The 16326-nt window shown below is 55.8% G+C and carries 16 protein-coding genes; 7 read left to right on the top strand and 9 right to left on the bottom strand.

Features of this window, described 5'->3' with window-relative positions:
• Positions 1-49: 49 nt before the first annotated feature.
• The 5 genes from ABSB80_RS01000 to ABSB80_RS01020 all read right to left on the bottom strand — a co-directional run bounded on the left by ABSB80_RS01000 (position 50) and on the right by ABSB80_RS01020 (position 3580).
• The gene (locus tag ABSB80_RS01000; protein WP_428367244.1) at positions 50-727 is read right to left on the bottom strand and encodes a class I SAM-dependent methyltransferase; all 678 of its coding nucleotides are present in this window, start codon (positions 725-727) and stop codon (positions 50-52) included.
• A 34-nt stretch (positions 728-761) separates the two neighbouring features.
• Entirely contained in the window at positions 762-1538 is a 777-nt protein-coding gene (locus tag ABSB80_RS01005; protein WP_428367246.1) for a response regulator, read from the bottom strand.
• 186 nt (positions 1539-1724) lie between these two features.
• A complete protein-coding gene (gene purF / locus ABSB80_RS01010; RefSeq protein WP_428367248.1) occupies positions 1725-3146 on the bottom strand; it encodes an amidophosphoribosyltransferase in 1422 nt (473 codons plus the stop codon).
• Between the two features lie 9 nt (positions 3147-3155).
• On the bottom strand, positions 3156-3338 hold the full coding sequence (locus ABSB80_RS01015; RefSeq protein WP_321506163.1) for a 50S ribosomal protein L37e: 183 nt from the start codon (positions 3336-3338) through the stop codon (positions 3156-3158).
• An 11-nt stretch (positions 3339-3349) separates the two neighbouring features.
• A complete protein-coding gene (locus ABSB80_RS01020; RefSeq protein ID WP_428367251.1) occupies positions 3350-3580 on the bottom strand; it encodes an LSM domain-containing protein in 231 nt (76 codons plus the stop codon).
• A 181-nt stretch (positions 3581-3761) separates the two neighbouring features.
• Between ABSB80_RS01020 and ABSB80_RS01025 the strand changes: the two genes are divergently transcribed.
• The 3 genes from ABSB80_RS01025 to ABSB80_RS01035 all read left to right on the top strand — a co-directional run bounded on the left by ABSB80_RS01025 (position 3762) and on the right by ABSB80_RS01035 (position 5302).
• The gene (locus ABSB80_RS01025; protein WP_428367253.1) at positions 3762-4259 is read left to right on the top strand and encodes an RNA-binding protein; all 498 of its coding nucleotides are present in this window, start codon (positions 3762-3764) and stop codon (positions 4257-4259) included.
• A gap of 122 nt (positions 4260-4381) precedes the next feature.
• On the top strand, positions 4382-4750 hold the full coding sequence (locus ABSB80_RS01030; protein WP_428367255.1) for a cell division protein SepF: 369 nt from the start codon (positions 4382-4384) through the stop codon (positions 4748-4750).
• Complete coding sequence (locus ABSB80_RS01035) at positions 4751-5302, top strand: ZPR1 zinc finger domain-containing protein (RefSeq protein ID WP_428367257.1); 552 nt, start codon at positions 4751-4753, stop codon at positions 5300-5302.
• A gap of 998 nt (positions 5303-6300) precedes the next feature.
• On the opposite strand, the gene purM is transcribed toward ABSB80_RS01035, so the two are convergent.
• Both purM and ABSB80_RS01045 read right to left on the bottom strand, forming a co-directional pair.
• Entirely contained in the window at positions 6301-7293 is a 993-nt protein-coding gene (purM, locus tag ABSB80_RS01040) for a phosphoribosylformylglycinamidine cyclo-ligase (protein WP_428367259.1), read from the bottom strand.
• Positions 7286-8674, bottom strand: a complete 1389-nt coding sequence (locus ABSB80_RS01045; RefSeq protein ID WP_428367261.1) for an aspartate kinase — start codon at positions 8672-8674, stop codon at positions 7286-7288. Before ABSB80_RS01045 ends, purM begins: the two co-directional genes overlap by 8 nt.
• A gap of 74 nt (positions 8675-8748) precedes the next feature.
• Here ABSB80_RS01045 and tfrA point away from each other — a divergent pair, with 74 nt between their 5' ends.
• Entirely contained in the window at positions 8749-10377 is a 1629-nt protein-coding gene (gene tfrA, locus ABSB80_RS01050; RefSeq protein ID WP_428367263.1) for a fumarate reductase (CoM/CoB) subunit TfrA, read from the top strand.
• Positions 10374-11840, top strand: a complete 1467-nt coding sequence (tfrB, locus tag ABSB80_RS01055; protein WP_428367265.1) for a fumarate reductase (CoM/CoB) subunit TfrB — start codon at positions 10374-10376, stop codon at positions 11838-11840. Before tfrA ends, tfrB begins: the two co-directional genes overlap by 4 nt.
• Before the next feature lie 401 nt (positions 11841-12241).
• On the opposite strand, the gene ABSB80_RS01060 is transcribed toward tfrB, so the two are convergent.
• Positions 12242-13399, bottom strand: coding sequence for an FAD-dependent oxidoreductase (locus ABSB80_RS01060; RefSeq protein ID WP_428367267.1), 1158 nt, complete (start codon positions 13397-13399; stop codon positions 12242-12244).
• A gap of 280 nt (positions 13400-13679) precedes the next feature.
• Between ABSB80_RS01060 and ABSB80_RS01065 the strand changes: the two genes are divergently transcribed.
• The gene (locus ABSB80_RS01065) at positions 13680-14810 is read left to right on the top strand and encodes a LamG domain-containing protein (protein ID WP_428367269.1); all 1131 of its coding nucleotides are present in this window, start codon (positions 13680-13682) and stop codon (positions 14808-14810) included.
• A gap of 32 nt (positions 14811-14842) precedes the next feature.
• Here ABSB80_RS01065 and ABSB80_RS01070 read toward each other — a convergent pair whose 3' ends face one another.
• Entirely contained in the window at positions 14843-15346 is a 504-nt protein-coding gene (locus ABSB80_RS01070) for a rubrerythrin family protein (RefSeq protein ID WP_428367271.1), read from the bottom strand.
• Between the two features lie 193 nt (positions 15347-15539).
• Here ABSB80_RS01070 and radC point away from each other — a divergent pair, with 193 nt between their 5' ends.
• Entirely contained in the window at positions 15540-16208 is a 669-nt protein-coding gene (gene radC / locus ABSB80_RS01075) for a RadC family protein (RefSeq protein ID WP_428367273.1), read from the top strand.
• The last annotated feature ends 118 nt before the right edge of the window (positions 16209-16326 follow it).

A 16326-nucleotide genomic window follows, 5' to 3' on the forward strand; every position in this document is an offset into this window, starting at 1 on the left:
TCGGGAGCTGGAAGCAACAAGTATGAACGGCGGGGGAGCGGTCCGCTCCCTACCCCTTCCTCGCCACCGTCACGATGAACGTCCGGTTCCGGTACACGACATCCACATCGGCAAACCCCGCCTCCCGCAGCCACGCGAGCTGATCCGAGAGTTTCTCGTTCTTGTCCAGCGTATCCCGGCGCTTCAGGATCTCTTCCCGCTGTGCGCCGGTCATAGGACCGTTTTGCAGAAATTCATTCCAGCAATCGAGATACCGCTGCCGGAAGTAGGGGGTCTCCCCGTCCGCCTGGTCGGCATTGACAAAGATCCCCCCGGGCCGCAGCACTGCATAAATCCGCCGGAAGAGCTCCCGCTTGTCCTCTGCTGCAAGGTGGTGGATCGACAGTGCCGAGCAGATGATATCGTACGGCCCGCCCAGCTCGCCCGTAGAATAATCGCTCACAACGTACCTGGTTTCCGGCCGGTCGGCAAACCGCTTCTTTGCCATCTCCAGCATGTTCTCGGAGATATCCATCAGGGTCAGCCGGGCATCCGGGAACTTCTCCAGAAGAAACGCGCTCAAAAGACCGGTACCCGCCCCGACATCGAGAATTTCCGGTTGCTGTTCACGGGATTCCATTGCCCAGACTGCTGCACCATAATACTGCCGCATATCGGGGATGATATACTCCCGCTGCGAGTCATAGTCCTGCGCGAACCTGTTGAACGCCTCCCTGATATGCTCCATGAAAAGTCCTGCCCGGATTCGGTGGTGACCAGAATCACCTATAGGTTTTCTTATTCTCCTTAAGGGACATAACCGAGGCAATGAGGCGGTCGTGGTTGTCCCTGATCGGGCGGATGGTGAGGATCACCTTCCTGCGCTTCGAGGTCGTTGTCACAATGGAGATGCCGGCATCATAGATGGAGCCTGCCATATGCTTAGTGGCCGCGGTGACCGGGTCGCTGACCTCTTCCCCGTTCGTCTCGCTTACGAACATCATGACATCCCGCCAGTGCCGCATGAATGCCTCTTTGAACGATTTGTCCACAAACCACGAGGCATAGGTATTGAACAATATGACCCGGCCCCGTTTGTCCAGAATGATGATCGCTTCACTCTCACTGTCCATCATCTTCCGGGGGTCGCCGACAGGCAGATTCCCCAGCGTCCTGACCCGGTCGGCGGAGATCGACAGCGCGAGATCCACGCTTGCCGTGATCTCGATTGCAGCGAACGGTTTGAAGAGGATCCCGCAGGGCTGTGCATACGTGATGCGTGCCACCTTCGTCTCATCGGAGGTCCCCGCGATGAAGACGACCGGAACATGGAAGAGCTGGAAGATATAATGGGCCGCATCGATCGCATCCATCAGCCCGGTGAGGTTCACATCCATGACGACGAGATCGGGGGCTGCATCAATTGTTTTTACAAGTGCTTCTTCACTGTTCTTGATCGTCCCCGCGATACTGTATCCTTTGTTCTGGAGTATCGGAGACATGAGGTTTACAATGATGGCATCGTCGGCGGCAAACAGGATACGGGGGGCGAGGGGCATGGGGCACCAGATGAGCGATCAGCCTATGCTGCTAGTATCAGTATCTGATGGTTAAAAAATTGATTCCGGGAAACCTTGCTGCAAGGAGGAAAAAAGTTCATGAAGTGGTGCACGCCTCAAACGGACAAAGATATTCCGGCCTGTCGGGTTCTCTTCACCGGCGGCTTACGCTTCAAAGGACCCGGATCAGGACTCGAACGTGACCAGCTTGGACTGGAACGTCCCGTCCACGAAATTGATCTGGCAGGTCTTCGCCTTCTCGCCTTCGATCGGCAGCGGGTAACAGCCGGTGAGACAGCCCGTGCAGAGGTCTTCGCGATCAAAACCGATCGCCTCGATCAGCGCCTCGATCGAGACATGGTGGAGCGTGGTCGCCGTGATGTTGTGCCGGACTTCCTCCTCGATACGGTTGCTTGCGATCAGTTCCTCGCGGGTCGGCATGTCCACCCCAAGGTAACAGGGGGCCTTGATGGCCGGGGAGCCGATCCGCATATGCACTTCCCGGGCGCCTGCGTCCCGCATCATCTCGATGATCCGCTTCGAGGTCGTTCCCCTTACGATGCTGTCGTCCACCAGAACCACCGATTTGTCCTTCAGGTGCGCAGGTATTGGGTTGAGCTTGATCCGGACCGCCTTCTCCCGCTCTTTCTGGGAAGGCATGATGAATGTCCGTCCCATGTACCGGTTCTTCATCAGAGACTCGACGAACGGGATCTTCGACCCTTCCGCGTACCCGATCGCGTAGGTGGTCCCCGAGTCAGGGACCGAGCAGACCGAGTCCGCCTTGACCGGGGCTTCCTCGTGAAGTTTATGGCCGATCTGGCGCCGGACATCATAGACCAGCACGCCGTCGATTATCGCATCGGCCCGGGCAAAATAGATATACTCGAAGATGCAGTGCGCCCGTTTGCCGGCCACGGCGATCTGCGTGCACCGGATCCCCTCTCCGTCGATCCGGATAAGTTCCCCGGGCCTGACATCCCGGATGAACTTCGCACTCAGGGCATCAACGGCCACACTCTCGGACGCAATCATGTAGCCGTTCTCGGTCCTGCCGATGCAGAACGGCTTGATCCCCAGCGGGTCCCGGAAACCGTAGAGGATCCCGTCGATCAGGATCACGACCGAGTAGGAACCCACGAGCCTGCGCATGCAGAGATTGACCGCATCTTCCACGGAGCCGGAGTTGCTGATCGAATCGATGAGGATCTTGGCGATGATCTCCGTATCAGTAGTGGTGGTAAAGATCTGGCCTGCCTGTTCGTATTCGGCCCGGAGCTCGCAGGTATTGACCAGGTTCCCGTTGTGGGCCACGGAAATGGAATGGTCCTGGAACTGGAAGTTCAGGGGCTGGATATTCTCGGGAAGGTTTGCACCGGTGGTCGGGTAGCGGACATGCCCGACACCGGCCGTGCCCTTCAAATCGGATAAAACAGACGGGGAAAAAACATCGGCAACCAGTCCGTTCCCCTTGAACTTATGGAGATTGGTGCCGTCAAACGTGGATATTCCGGCGCTCTCCTGGCCACGGTGCTGGAGAGCGTACAGGGCATAATAGAGCTGGATTGATACACCGCCAGCATCGACGATGCCAACGATTCCACACATGGTACAACTCTAATGCGTCGGGATTTTCGGTCGCTTGTTGTTCCACTTGTTGCTGATCATCTTGGTGCTTCTGCCAAAACCGCAGGCAGAGCAGACTTTCTTCTGGGCATGGAACGAGATCTTTCCACACCGCCGGCAGGCGATATGGGTGAACTTGTTCATCTTGCCCATGGATGGAGTGCCTTTTGACATGTTACTTCACCTTATTGTTCGAGTGATGGAGAGATATAAATCACGTTATCCCCACGGACGATGAGCGTGCCGACCTTCTGGGCCTGCCCGTTCTCCACTTCCTCGGCCTTGTCGAGGACGAGGTTCATATGTACATCATATCCCTGGAGAACGCCCCGGATCTCTCTCCCCCCTTTGAGAGATACAATAACTGGCTGACGGTTCAGCACCTGATCCAAAATATCCAACGGCCTTTTGGTCATAATACTACCCTGTTACCATCGCTCTGGAGTAATATATGTGTGCGAGCAGGTTACTTAAACATACCGTAGATCTCCCTGGGGCAATAAGGTTTCCTGCCGATCAGAGGCTTAAAAAGAGGGGGAGTTTTCATAGCGAGGCAAATTTTTTTCATGCCTGCACTCTGATTGTTGAAGCAGAACAATGAAAAAAATTGTTGTAAAGAAACGCCATTCCATCCGGAAAAGCCAGGGGCAGGAACTGCTGGCGCGGCTTGCAGAACAGATCGGGCCATCGGCAAACCTCTTCCATGGGGACATGATCGAAGTGCTCGAAACGAACGCGGATGTCTCTCTCTTCATGGTCCACAAGAAGCCGCTCCTCATGGCCACGGATGCGTGGGTCTTCCCCACCCTCAAAGGTGCAGTCCAGCTCCCGTTCCCGGAACGGCGGGTTGTTGTCGACGCCGGGGCCATCCCCTACATCGTCAATGGTGCGGATATCATGCGGCCCGGTATCACCTCGGTCACGGATGACGTGAAGGCACAGGCACCGGTCCAGATCGTTGACGAGCGGCACGGCAAACCCCTTGCCATCGGAATCTCGCTCTTTGATGCGCCCGATCTGCGTGCCAGTACGGCCGGAAAGATGGTAAAAAAATTCCATCACGTCGGTGATGAGATCTGGAACATGGAGATCTGACCAGCGTCCGGGACGTTGGGCATGCGGAAAACAGCCGGTTTTTCCCATTTTTTTTGCCTAAAACCCTGAGATGAGGCTTCAAAATAGATACTATTAAATAAGTTTCGTCATACAGTTTTTTTATGGTTAAAATCATAGATACCCTTCTTGGTAAGAGTTCCGCAAGCTCGGACGACGATTACATGGAACTCGATCTCGCTTCTTACGAAGAGCACGGCGGAGCCGGCCCGTCACTGCTCGTAAAGATCGCGACCATCACAGACCTCAAGGATACCCCCCGCGTCAAGGACGAAGTCTATTCCGGTAATATCGTGATCGTCGATATCTCCCGCCTGAAGATGGACAAGATCTCGTACGAGCGCGTCCTGAAGGACCTGAAAGAAGTGGCAAAGGATGTCAACGGGGACATCATCGGCCTCGGGGACCAGCGCTATGTCGTCCTGACCCCCATGTCCGTGAAGATCTCGCGCGACAAGATCGGTGGAGCGTAAGTGCAGACCGTCGTCCCGGGTCCGTGTCCGTCTTGCAATACTGAAATCGAATACCTGTATAAGACAGAAAATATTCCCTATTTTTCTGATATCCTCATCATTTCGGCGGTTTGTCCCTCCTGCGGGTACAAGTTTGTTGACACGCAGCTCCTGAAACACGGCGATCCTGCACGGTACACGATGGCCGTTGAATCGGAAGACGATCTCGCAGTCCGGGTCGTACGGAGCATGAGCGCCAGCATCGAGATCCCAGAAATTGGAGTACGCATCGATCCCGGCCCGGTCTGCCAGGGGTTCGTGTCCAATGTGGAAGGCGTGCTCGACCGGATCGAGCAGGTCGTGAAAGGGGCGCTTACCTGGGGCACTGACGTGGAGAAGGAGAATGCGGCGGCACTCCTCGCGGATATTGCCCGGGTGAAAGCCGGGACGTTTTCGGTCACCCTGATCCTTGAAGACCCGTGCGGGAACAGTGCGATTGTATCGGAAAAGGCGGAGAAGTGTGCGTATGTGCCGGAAGAGGAATATTCTCAGGAAAAAAATCCTGAAGAGTGAGTGCCGGATCTTTTTTCACGAGATCTATTTTGAAACTTTTCAGATAGAACGTATACAACGGGCGGCTACCTCAGGAATTTTGTACCTACATGACCCCCCCAAGCCCGTGATACTCGTTTCCCTGATGGCAACGTCGTAAATTTTCAGAAAACTGAGATCCCCCGGAAATTCTTGAGGGCGGGTCGCGTGGGTACAAACTATTTTTCACCAGCATTAATCCCGGGAAATTGCTGGAAAAATATGTCGGAGTCTCCATGATCGGGAATCTCCGGAACCGGACGGTGTGTACCCATGCGACCCCCCCTCTTGTGCCACCAGTCCCCCAAAGGGGGACGGGGCACATTACGATGCCTCTGAATGAGGGCCCAGCACACCTCAATGACTGATATTTTTCGGTAATGCAGAGGCATCGCAATGCTGGGGATGCCCACGCGGCGGTGGCGAGCCAAAGGCGGAGCCCCCAAGAGCGTCAAACCTGAAAAATAATGTGCGTTTTTCCTAGAAAAATCAAAGTCCGGTCGATCCGGATCATCTTTTCAATCACGTACACTGCAAAAAAGATCAATCTGCCCCTGCCCGACCCCCCGGGATTCCTTTTTCCGGAAAATGTCCTGTCATTTTCAGAAAAAACCCGATTCGCGATCAATCTGCAGGATGACCCGGAGACAGGAACATCCCTCCCCGGGCCGGCAGGGATTACCGTCGGAGTGGGGAGAAATCCCATCGGGAAAAACCCCTGTGGGAATTCCGGTATATCAGAGCACGCTGCGAGCCCGGTTGTACCACTTTTCCCCCAATCCCTAAATTTGAGAGGTCATAATTCGGAAAAACGCGGAACCGGGCCGGAATGAAAAGGCAATCTCCGGAGGGAATAGATGAGGTCGTATTTAGCAACGTTACAAGGACCGAAAGTGGGAGGGGATGCGGTTTGGGACGTGGGAGTATGACAGGATTCCGATACGCAGGCCGAAATCCCAAAAAAGTACCAGAGGTTACCTTCAGGTTATCTCCATCTCCCCGAGCCATGCTCCGGGCTCCTTCACGACCTCGCCAACAACCTGTGCCCCATTCACCATCTTCAGAACGCAGGCAACGCTCTCTTTCGGCACGACATACGCATAGCCCATGCCCATGTTGAAGGTGCGGTACATCTCTTCAGCCGAAATGTCGCCGGCCTTCTGGATCCACGAGAAGATCTCCGGGGGGGTGATGGGTGAATCGAACCGGAAGCCGTGGTCGCTCAGGCGCCTGAAATTGAGCAGCCCCCCGCCGGTGATATGGCACATGCCGTGCACCGTGCAGGCTGCTGTGACTTTCAGGACCTCGTGATAAATCCGGGTCGGGACGAGCAGCTCCTGCCCGAGTGTCCGTCCGTTCTCCAGCTTCTCATCGTATCCCGCGTGCTTCTCCACGACGCTCCGGGCAAGGGAGAGCCCGTTGCTGTGGACACCGGTTGACCGGACACCGATGATCTTGTCACCGGGCCGTATCTTTTCACCGGTTATGATCCTGTCCTTCTTCTGCATGCCGAGACAGGTGCCCGCAAGGTCGAGGCCGTTGACAAGCCCACGGAGCGATGCAGTCTCCCCGCCCACGATATCGATGTTCGCCTGCCGTGCGCCCTCGTTCAGGCCGATCCCGATCTGGGACATCTTCCTGGTCGAGAGCTTGTCGGTCGCGATGTAGTCCACGAACGCGACCGGTTCCATGTTCATGACGTAAAGATCATTCACGTTCATCGCGATGCAGTCGATGCCAACCGTGCTCCAGTCATTCATCCGGTCCGCAACGAGCATCTTCGTCCCCACGCCGTCTGTGGTCAGTGCAAGGGCCATCTCGCCGAAATCGATCAGCCCGGCGAAATGCCCGACCGATCCCATCATGGTGGCACTCCCTTTCCGCCGGAAGGTCAGGTTCCCGATGAGGGCTTTGATCGCCGTTGCTTCGAGATCGATGTCCACGCCGGCTTCCGCATACGCGTTCTTACTCATCGCTCTCCTCCGAGAGTCGGAACTCGTCGTGGAGGACGCGGACCGCCCGGGAGCCGTCATCCTGGCTCACCACGAACGAGATGTTGGCTTCCGACGACCCCTGCGAGATCATCATCACGTTGATGCCGGCTGCCCCCATTGCGGTAAAGATCCTTCCGCCGGTCCCCGGTGCCCCTGCCATCCCTGCCCCGACTACCGCAACCGCACAGACATCGTGGTTGTGCGATACTTCGCGCACAATACCCTGCTTCACGAGGTCGGAGAGGGCTTTTACTGCCGCCGACAGGTGCGACTCGTCGACGATCAGGGAGATATTGGCTTCCGATGACCCCTGCGAGATCATCATCACGTTCACTTCATGATCGGCGAGGATAGTAAAGATCGCTTTTGCCACGCCGGGTCTCCCGATCATCTGTGCCCCGTTGATATTGATGGCTGCGACCTTGTCGATATACGTGAGGGCCTTTACCACGCGGTTGTCCTGCTGTCCGTTCCGGACGATGACCGTACCCGGGTGGGAAGGGTTGAAAGTATTCTTCACCCGGACGAGGATATTCTTGCGCATGGCGGGCTCGATGGAGCGGGGGTGCATTACCTTTGCCCCGAAATAGGAGAGTTCCATGACCTCGAGGTAGGAGAGCGAGGGCATCACCCGGGCATCATTGATGACCCGGGGGTCGCAGGTCATGATCCCGTCGACATCGGTCCAGATCCAGATCTCGTCCGCATCGATCCCGGCACCGATGATGGAGGCGGAGTAGTCCGAGCCGCTCCGCCCGAGGGTGGTGAGGACCCCCTCCCGCGTGCAGCCCATGAACCCCATGATGACCGGTATCTCTTTTGCAAGCAACGGGCCGACCCGCCGTTTGATCCGTTCGTCGCTCTCGGGAAGGGATGTCGACTCGCCGTGCTGGGGGGTGGTGAGGATACCGGCCTCGCAGCCGTCCATCACCGTGGATGCAATGCCCCGCTCGCGGATGGCCGCAGACAGGATCGGGGCGAGCAGCCGTTCACCAAACGAGATGATATAATCCTTCGAGCGGGGAGTGAGTTCCCGCAGGTTATAGACCGCGAAGAGGATGTTCTGGAGACTGATGAGCTGCTCTTCGATCTCTGCACCGACATGAGCGACATGGTCCGGCGCAGCCCCTTCGAGGGTAGTCATGTGCCGCCGGGAAAGGGCCTGGATCAGGGGGGCGATGCCGGAGTCGTCCTTTGCAGTCGGGAGCTTGCCGGCTATCTCGATGAGCTGGTCGGTGACACCCCGCTGTGCCGAGACGACAACGGCAAGTTCGTCGCCTTTCCCGTGGTGCTCTTCGAGGATGTCGACAACGCGTCTGATACACTGTGCATCGGCAACGGATGTCCCGCCGAATTTCATCAGAAATCTCATGTGTTCTCTCACTCTGGACGTGCCATTTATTTATGTAACTATACGATCCACAAAATAATAAGATGCTTGCAGATGAGGTTGTGGACTGCCACGTGCTGGTGATCGGGAGCGGAGGTGCTGGTGTCCGCGCTGCCATTGAGGCATCGCAGTATGGCGATACGGTCCTCATCTCAAAGACCATCGTGGGAAAAGGGGGTTGCACCCCGATGGCGGAAGGGGGGTACAATGCGGTCCTGAGGGAAGAGGACTCGTGCGGGATCCATTACGAGGATACGATGAAGGGGGGAGCGTACCTCAACGATCCCGAACTTGTGAATATTCTCGTGAAGGAGGCCCCTCTGCGGATGGGAGACCTCGTAAAATGGGGGGCGGTCTTTGATTTTACTGACTCCGACGAGGTTGCCCAGCGCCCGTTCGGGGGGCAGCGTTTCCCGAGGACCTGTTATGCCGGTGACCGCACCGGCCACGAGATGATGACGACCCTCGTCGAGCGGCTCGATGCAACGAAGGTCACGACTCTGCAGGAGGTTACGGTCATCGACCTGCTGAAAGACGGAGAGGCGGTTATCGGGGCGATGGCACTTGACGAGAAAGGCGGCCTTGTCCTCTTCAAAGCAGACAGTACGGTCCTCGCGACTGGCGGCGGGACAAAGGTCTACGACATCTCCACCAACTCCTCGAGCGGGACCGGTGACGGGTTTGCCATGGGGTACCGTTCAGGTGCCGAGCTGATCGATATGGAGATGGTCCAGTTCCACCCGACCGGGGCAGTCTCCCCCTATGATGCCCGGGGGAGACTCGTGACCGAAGCGGTCCGTGGCGAGGGGGGTATCCTGCTGAATACGAAAGGCGAACGGTTCATGAAAAACTATGATCCCGGGCGGATGGAGCTCTCCACCCGGGACATCGTCGCACGGGCGATCGCGACCGAGATTGTGCAGGGGAGGGGAACGGAGCACGGCGGGGTCTATCTCGACGTGACCCACCTCCCGCGGGAGCAGGTCGAGACCCGCCTGCCGGTCATGCTCGAACAGTTCCTGAAGTTCGGTGTGGATATCCGCACGGAGCCGATGGAGGTGGCACCCACAGCCCACCACATCATGGGAGGACTCCGGATCACGCCCGAAGGGCGGACTACCCTGCCCGGGCTGTTTGCCTGCGGGGAGGTCGCAGGAGGCGTGCACGGTGCAAACCGGCTCGGCGGGAACTCGCTCGCCGACACGCAGGTTTTCGGGAAACGTGCCGGTGAGGCAGCGGGAAGATCTGAGAAACGGGAGAAAACGGTCGACCTGCGCCAGGTCGAGACCCAGCAGGTGCGGCTCGCGGGCTTCCTCTCCGGGAACACCAACCCGGCTCTCGTCCGAAGGGAACTCCAGCTGGCGATGTGGCAGGGGGCTGGCATCTTCAGGAATGCGGGGGATCTCGACAAGACGCTCCGGACGATACGGCAGCTCTCGGCAGTCAATCTCCGGGCAGCTTCCTTAAGGAACCTTGCCGAGTGCTGTATCGTCCAGAACATGTGCCTTACCGCATCGCTCATCTGCAGGAGCGCTCTTCAGCGCAAAGAATCCCGGGGGGCGCACGTCAGGACCGATATTCCCCAGTCGTATGATGCCGAACACTCCCCGTTCGGCCACACCTTTATCTCGCAGTCCCGCGAGGGAATCGAAAACCGGGAGGGAATCGCATGAAGGAACTGACCGTCAGGGTATTCCGGTTCGACCCGGAACACGAGCGTGAGGGGCATTTCGAGACCTACATAGTCACGGTCAATGAGGGTGCCCGCGTTCTTCATGTGCTCCATGCCATCCATGACGGGATTGACCCGACCCTCTCGTACCGCTATTCCTGCGCCTCCGGCCAGTGCGGGAGCTGTGCCGTGCGGGTGAATGGTGAACCGGTGCTCGCCTGCATGGACGAGGCTCACGACGGGATCACGATCGAACCCCTGAACCTCGCGGTGAAAAAAGATCTCGTGACCGATCTGGTGCCAAGACTTGAGGAAATTGCGTACCTGCTGCCGAAGAAGGAGACCGTGCTTCCAAAAAAGGCAGACATCGATGCCATGAAACCCCTCAGGGACTGCATCGAATGCCTCTGCTGTGTCTCGGTCTGCCCTGCTGTCGACGTGACAAAGTTCCTCGGGCCGACGGCGATGCGCCAGGAGATGCGGCTCGCGCTCGATCCCCGCGACAGCGGGGACAGGATTTCAGATGCAGTCCGGGAGGGCCTTTTTACCTGCACCAGCTGCCAGGCCTGCTGGAAGGTCTGCCCGAAGGAGATAGAGATCCCGGGAAAGGCGATCGAGAAACTCAGGGCGCACGCATACAAGAGGGGGTTCACCCTGCCCCGTCACCGTGAAGTGGCAGCACTCATAAGGGAGACCGGACGGAGTGTGCCCCGCACCACGGAATCGTTCCTTGAAAGAGTGGGTGAAGTTATCGAACCGTACGGCCCGGTGAAGGCGACCGTCGGCTTCTTCATCGGCTGCATGTACAATCTGCGCCAGCAGCAGTCAGCGATCGACGCACTGGAGGTACTCCGGCGCAACGGGATCCGGGTCATTATTCCCCGGGAACAGGTCTGCTGCGGTTCGCCCCTGATCCGGACCGGGCAACTCGACTACGTAGACACCCTGAAGAGGCGGAATATCGAGACATTCACATCGCGGGGCATCGACACGGTCATGACGATGTGCGCCGGCTGCGGCTCAACGCTGAAGAACGATTACAAAACGCCCTTTAAGGTCATGGACATCAATGAGATCCTCACGAAGTATGGCATTGAACCCCCGGCACGTCTCCCGATCAAGGCAACGTACCACGACCCCTGCCACCTCATGCGCGGGCAGGGCATCCGCGACCAGCCCCGCGAGCTGATCCGGCAGGTCGTGGACCTCGTCGAGATGCCCCCGATCTGCTGCGGTTCCGGCGGGGGCGTCCGGGCCGGCAACCCCGAGGAGGCGGCAGCCTTGGGCAGCCGCCGGGGAGAGGAGATACAAAAGACGGGTGCGGAGATCGTGATCACCTCCTGCCCGTTCTGCGAGTTCCACATTGCGGGACACACCGATAAACCGGTCAGGAATATTGCAAGTGTCCTTCTGGAAGGATACCGGGAGAAAGACCGGAAAAAAGGGATGCGAGCCGGGCACTGATCTGCTGAGAAGCCGGTGCTCTTTTTACAGGTTCCGGCTCTGTTAGAACCGTATTTTTCTGATCATTTGTTCATACTCTGCTGCGGTTAGGAGGGTGACCCCCGTTTTTTCGGGATTTTCATCAACCTTCAGAGGAACTATCCCTATATGGGGAGGCCCGAGCGGCGGGGAATTAATCGTCGCATCAGCGAAGAGAGCCTTATGGCTCTCTTCTCGTGTTCCTTCGTCACACAGCGAGGATTAATTGGAGAAGAATTCGTCAGAATTCTTCGACTGCGGATTCGAGAATAGTCGAAGAACGCTTCGCGTTCTTCTCCCGCCTCATCTCACGTTCCGTGAGGTTCGTCGCCCCCAAGAGCGACTGCATGTTTCTCTGAGGATTTCAACAGAGCCCCGGTTCCTTAGTCTTTGAACGTTCTCATCAGATACTCGTACGTTTCCAGAGCCGCCTTTGCCCCGTCACCGGAGGCAATGACGATCTGCTTGCTCTTGACGTTTGTCACGTCTCCTGCAGCAAAAATGCCGGGCGTGCTGGTTCGGCCGTTCAGATCGACGACAATCTCCTGCTTCTCGTTCAGTTCGACGAGTCCTGCCACCATATCCGTATTGGGCAGCCAGCCGATTTCGATAAATAGACCGTCGAGACCGATCTTCTGTTCTGCCCCGTTCTCGTCCCTGATGGTGACAGCGTCAAGGAATTTGTCGCCATGAAGTGCGGTTACCGTGGTGTTGGTATGGACGGTAATGTTCTTCCTGGTCTTCAGTTTCTCGACGTAGACCGGGTCTGCCCGGACAGAGCTGCGGACAATCAGGATTACGGACCGGGCAATCTCACTCATTTCGAGCGCGGTCTGCAGTGCGGAGTTTCCCCCGCCAACAACTGCAACCCGTTTTTCCCTGAAAAGGGGGCCGTCGCAGGTAGAACAGACCGACAGCCCGCGGCCGAGAAACTTCCCCTCGTCTGCAACACCCAGGTTCCGGGGGCGGTTGCCCTGCGTGAGGATCAGGCTTTTGGCCCGCACGGTATTATCCGAGATGGTTCTGATAATGAAGATATCGTCCTCTTTTGAGATAGAAGTGACCTTATCGAGTTCAAGTCGTATGTTGAGCGTCCGGGCCTGCTCCTCAAATTTTTTCATCAGGTCTTCCCCGGTGATCATGCGATAGCCCATGTAATTCTCGATCGCCCACGACTCCAGTGCCTGCCCCCCGATATTTTCACTGATAATCAGCGTGTACAGCATTTTCCGGGCACAGTAGACACCGGCCGTAAGCCCCGCCGGGCCTGCACCGACGATCAGGACATCATACGTATCTGTCACTGGCGGCTCTCCGAAGAGTTCGTTCAGCCTCTGGGTATCGAAACCGACGATTACTTCATCGCCAACGGTGATGACCGGAACTCCGCGCTGGCCGGAGAGCTCGATCATCGTTCTTGCAGCTTTTTCATCGGCACCTACATCGACGTTTTCGTAAGGCACACCGTATTTTTCGAGAAATGACTTTGCCATCCGGCAGTACGGACAGTTTTTTGTCGAATAGACGGTTACTTTGGTCATCATGCCGGAAATGTTCCGGTATACCATAAAGATATTGACAGGAGCAGATATTCGGATTCAATGCATGTATCGCAATCTTCTTTTTGGTCGACTCCCAATACACCATTGATACGAGACTATGAGCGCCGTACCTTCCGTCCGGGATATTCCTGTCAGAATCTTTTTTTGTCTCCTAGTCCTCTTTCTGGTCAGCGGGGTTCAGGCTTCCGCCTCAACTCTGAATGCCCCTCTGGAACCGGGAGTATATCTCAATTTTAATGAAGGAATCGGTACAATTGCCATGGATGCATCCGGGCATGGAAACGCCGGAACCATAACCGGTGCCGAACGGGTCGACAGCGGGGGGTGCGGGCAGGCACTTGTATTTGACGGAACGGATGATTACGTCAGCATTCCATTCAGTTCCGAGAACCACCCGGAGAAGCAGATTTCCGTATCCACGTGGTTTTATGTTGATTCGTACTATCCCCAGGTTTTGATCTCCAGTTATGATGAGGGCGGCTATCGGCTTGGCTTTGATGACGGTAGTGACCTGTGGTGGACAATAAACCTGGAGGGTAGCGGAGACGTATCAATTCCTGTCCAACATGAGGGTATTACGCTATCCCAGTGGCACCACGTTGTGGCTACCTATGACGGAAAAACCTCAAAAATATATCTTGATGGCATATTGAGAAACGAAGTGAATGCATCCGGCCCGATCCATTACGAATATCAGAACTATGTCATGCTGGGTGCCGATGCAGGACCTTCAAATACACCCGATTCAGACTGTCCACAGTATTTCGGGGGAGGTCTCGACGAGGTCAAGATATACGATACAGCGCTGACATACAGCCAGGTGATGGATGACCGGTTCAGCTGCTCCATGGAGCCGGTCGTACAATCCCAAGGTGTTCCGAAGATAAGAACTCCAGTATATTTCTGCACTGGCAGCGGTACTTTCTATCTTGGAGCCCGTGAACCGGTATCCCGTGTCCTCACATTTTTTGGCAGGGATGAGAATGAGACATTGAAGATTATCACACAACCGGGTTCAACGCTTATCGCAAAAGTATCTGATCGTTATACGAAACCATTCCCGGATACCTGGTACGTTGAAATTTCGGATGAACACGGAAGAGCGACACAATCCATCATATCACCCAATACCAGCAGCACGCTGGTTACTGCAATCATACCTTCAGGCAATGCAACGATAATTGTCAGTTACTACGACGGGAAGGATCGTTTCCCCTCGAGTGCCGCCCTATGGTTTGAAAGTATTCCGCCCCCTCCCCCGCTCTCCGTCATACAGCAGAATATCCTGATCAACCCGATCATCGTGATTTACTCGGCATCCTGGGCAACCCTGATAGCGTTGATCCTCGTCGTCGTGTGGCTTCACAGGCGCAGGATCGGTTCAAAATAAAAAATCGGGCTGCGGGGGTGAAATCCTCCCGTTCACAACGTGATTTCCCTGAACTGCTTGCCGAAAACTCCGCAGATCGGGCATTTCTCCGGGGGCTTCCCGAGTTCAATGTTCCCGCATACCGGACAGAGAAAAACCTTTTCCCGGCTGAAATCCTTTCCTGATTTCACTGCATCAAGCGCTCTTTTGTAAAGAGATGCGTGCACCTGTTCTGCCTTCATCGCATGGGTGAAGGCCAGCACCGCGTCCGTTCTCTTTTCGCCTTCAGCGACACTGATAAAATCAGGATACATTTTCATATATTCGTGAGTTTCGCCTGCAAGGCCCGCCTCAAGGTTCTTCTCCGTGGATCCGACTGTCGCAAGCACCTTGAGGAGTTTTTTGGCATGAATCGCCTCCGCTTCAGAAGCTGCCTTAAAGAGGGTTGCTACCGTTTTGAACCCTTCTTCCGCGGCTTTTTCAGAAAACGCCTGGTATTTCCGGTTTGCCTGGGATTCTCCGGCAAACGCCTCCTTTACATTCTCAACTGTTGCCATACGGCAATGGTATGGTGAGAGACTGACTTAAAGATTCTTCATGGGGCATACGCGGGAAAATTCTCCTTTTTGAGGATTTAGGAAAATAATTTATGGTGAATATAAAAAGAAAGATATTTGTTATCCCGCGGACAATTCTATTTCCACGCAGTACCTGAAGAAGGTAACCTGCGGACAATTACCGGGTTGTTCCATGAAAAAAATGAAAGATCTCCCTCTGCACGACCGGCCACGTGAAAAAATTGCCCGGCGGGGGGTATCGGTACTCTCTGATCATGAGTTGATCGAAGCAATTATCGGAAGGGGGACAAAGAGGAAAGACGTCCGGGAAATTGCAAAAGAGATCGATGTGATCCTCAGGGAACAACGACCGGGGGTCCGGTTTGAGGATCTCATGTCAATTGAGGGGGTCGGCTCGACCAAGGCATCCCAGATGATGGCATGTTTTGAACTGGGCAGGCGGTATTTTACCACAGCCGGTGATGCGCACAAGATTACCAGACCGGAAGATATCCTTCCTCTTGTAGCTCATCTTAAAGATAAAAAACAGGAGTATTTTATCTGCATCACCCTCAATGGTGCAGGGGAAGTCCTCGGTAACCGGATCGTAACGGTCGGTCTCCTGAATCACAGTCTCGTGCACCCGAGAGAGGTGTTTGCCGATGCCATCACCGATCGGGCGGCCTCAATTATCTGTGTACACAACCATCCATCGGGCTCTCTCGAACCAAGCAGCCAGGATATTGCCATCACGGCCCAGCTGAGAGATGCGGGATCGCTGGTCGGCATCCAGCTCATAGACCATATCATCATCGCAAAGAGCGGCCACTTGAGTATGAGGGAAAGAGGCTTCCTGTCGTGATTCTGAGGGTTTTAACCCATGTGGTACAGTGGCCGGCTGATGTACGATCATACGTGCCCAACTAAATTATGATAGGCCATCATGATGTTTTTCCGGACAGACAAGGAAGCTTTCACAG

The sequence above is a fragment of the Methanoregula sp. genome (assembly GCF_050010295.1).
Taxonomy (GTDB): domain Archaea; phylum Halobacteriota; class Methanomicrobia; order Methanomicrobiales; family Methanospirillaceae; genus Methanoregula.

Coding starts and splice junctions, on each gene's coding strand:
- purF (WP_428367248.1), bottom strand. CDS start 3,146: ATGTGTGGAATCGTTGGCATCGTCGATGCTGGCGGTGTATCAATCCAG.
- ABSB80_RS01045 (WP_428367261.1), bottom strand. CDS start 8,674: ATGAAATTCGGCGGGACATCCGTTGCCGATGCACAGTGTATCAGACGC.
- ABSB80_RS01065 (WP_428367269.1), top strand. CDS start 13,680: ATGGATGCATCCGGGCATGGAAACGCCGGAACCATAACCGGTGCCGAA.
- ABSB80_RS01000 (WP_428367244.1), bottom strand. CDS start 727: ATGGAGCATATCAGGGAGGCGTTCAACAGGTTCGCGCAGGACTATGAC.
- ABSB80_RS01005 (WP_428367246.1), bottom strand. CDS start 1,538: ATGCCCCTCGCCCCCCGTATCCTGTTTGCCGCCGACGATGCCATCATT.
- tfrB (WP_428367265.1), top strand. CDS start 10,374: ATGAAGGAACTGACCGTCAGGGTATTCCGGTTCGACCCGGAACACGAG.
- tfrA (WP_428367263.1), top strand. CDS start 8,749: ATGCTTGCAGATGAGGTTGTGGACTGCCACGTGCTGGTGATCGGGAGC.
- ABSB80_RS01020 (WP_428367251.1), bottom strand. CDS start 3,580: ATGACCAAAAGGCCGTTGGATATTTTGGATCAGGTGCTGAACCGTCAG.
- purM (WP_428367259.1), bottom strand. CDS start 7,293: ATGAGTAAGAACGCGTATGCGGAAGCCGGCGTGGACATCGATCTCGAA.
- radC (WP_428367273.1), top strand. CDS start 15,540: ATGAAAAAAATGAAAGATCTCCCTCTGCACGACCGGCCACGTGAAAAA.
- ABSB80_RS01030 (WP_428367255.1), top strand. CDS start 4,382: ATGGTTAAAATCATAGATACCCTTCTTGGTAAGAGTTCCGCAAGCTCG.
- ABSB80_RS01015 (WP_321506163.1), bottom strand. CDS start 3,338: ATGTCAAAAGGCACTCCATCCATGGGCAAGATGAACAAGTTCACCCAT.
- ABSB80_RS01025 (WP_428367253.1), top strand. CDS start 3,762: ATGAAAAAAATTGTTGTAAAGAAACGCCATTCCATCCGGAAAAGCCAG.
- ABSB80_RS01070 (WP_428367271.1), bottom strand. CDS start 15,346: ATGGCAACAGTTGAGAATGTAAAGGAGGCGTTTGCCGGAGAATCCCAG.
- ABSB80_RS01060 (WP_428367267.1), bottom strand. CDS start 13,399: ATGACCAAAGTAACCGTCTATTCGACAAAAAACTGTCCGTACTGCCGG.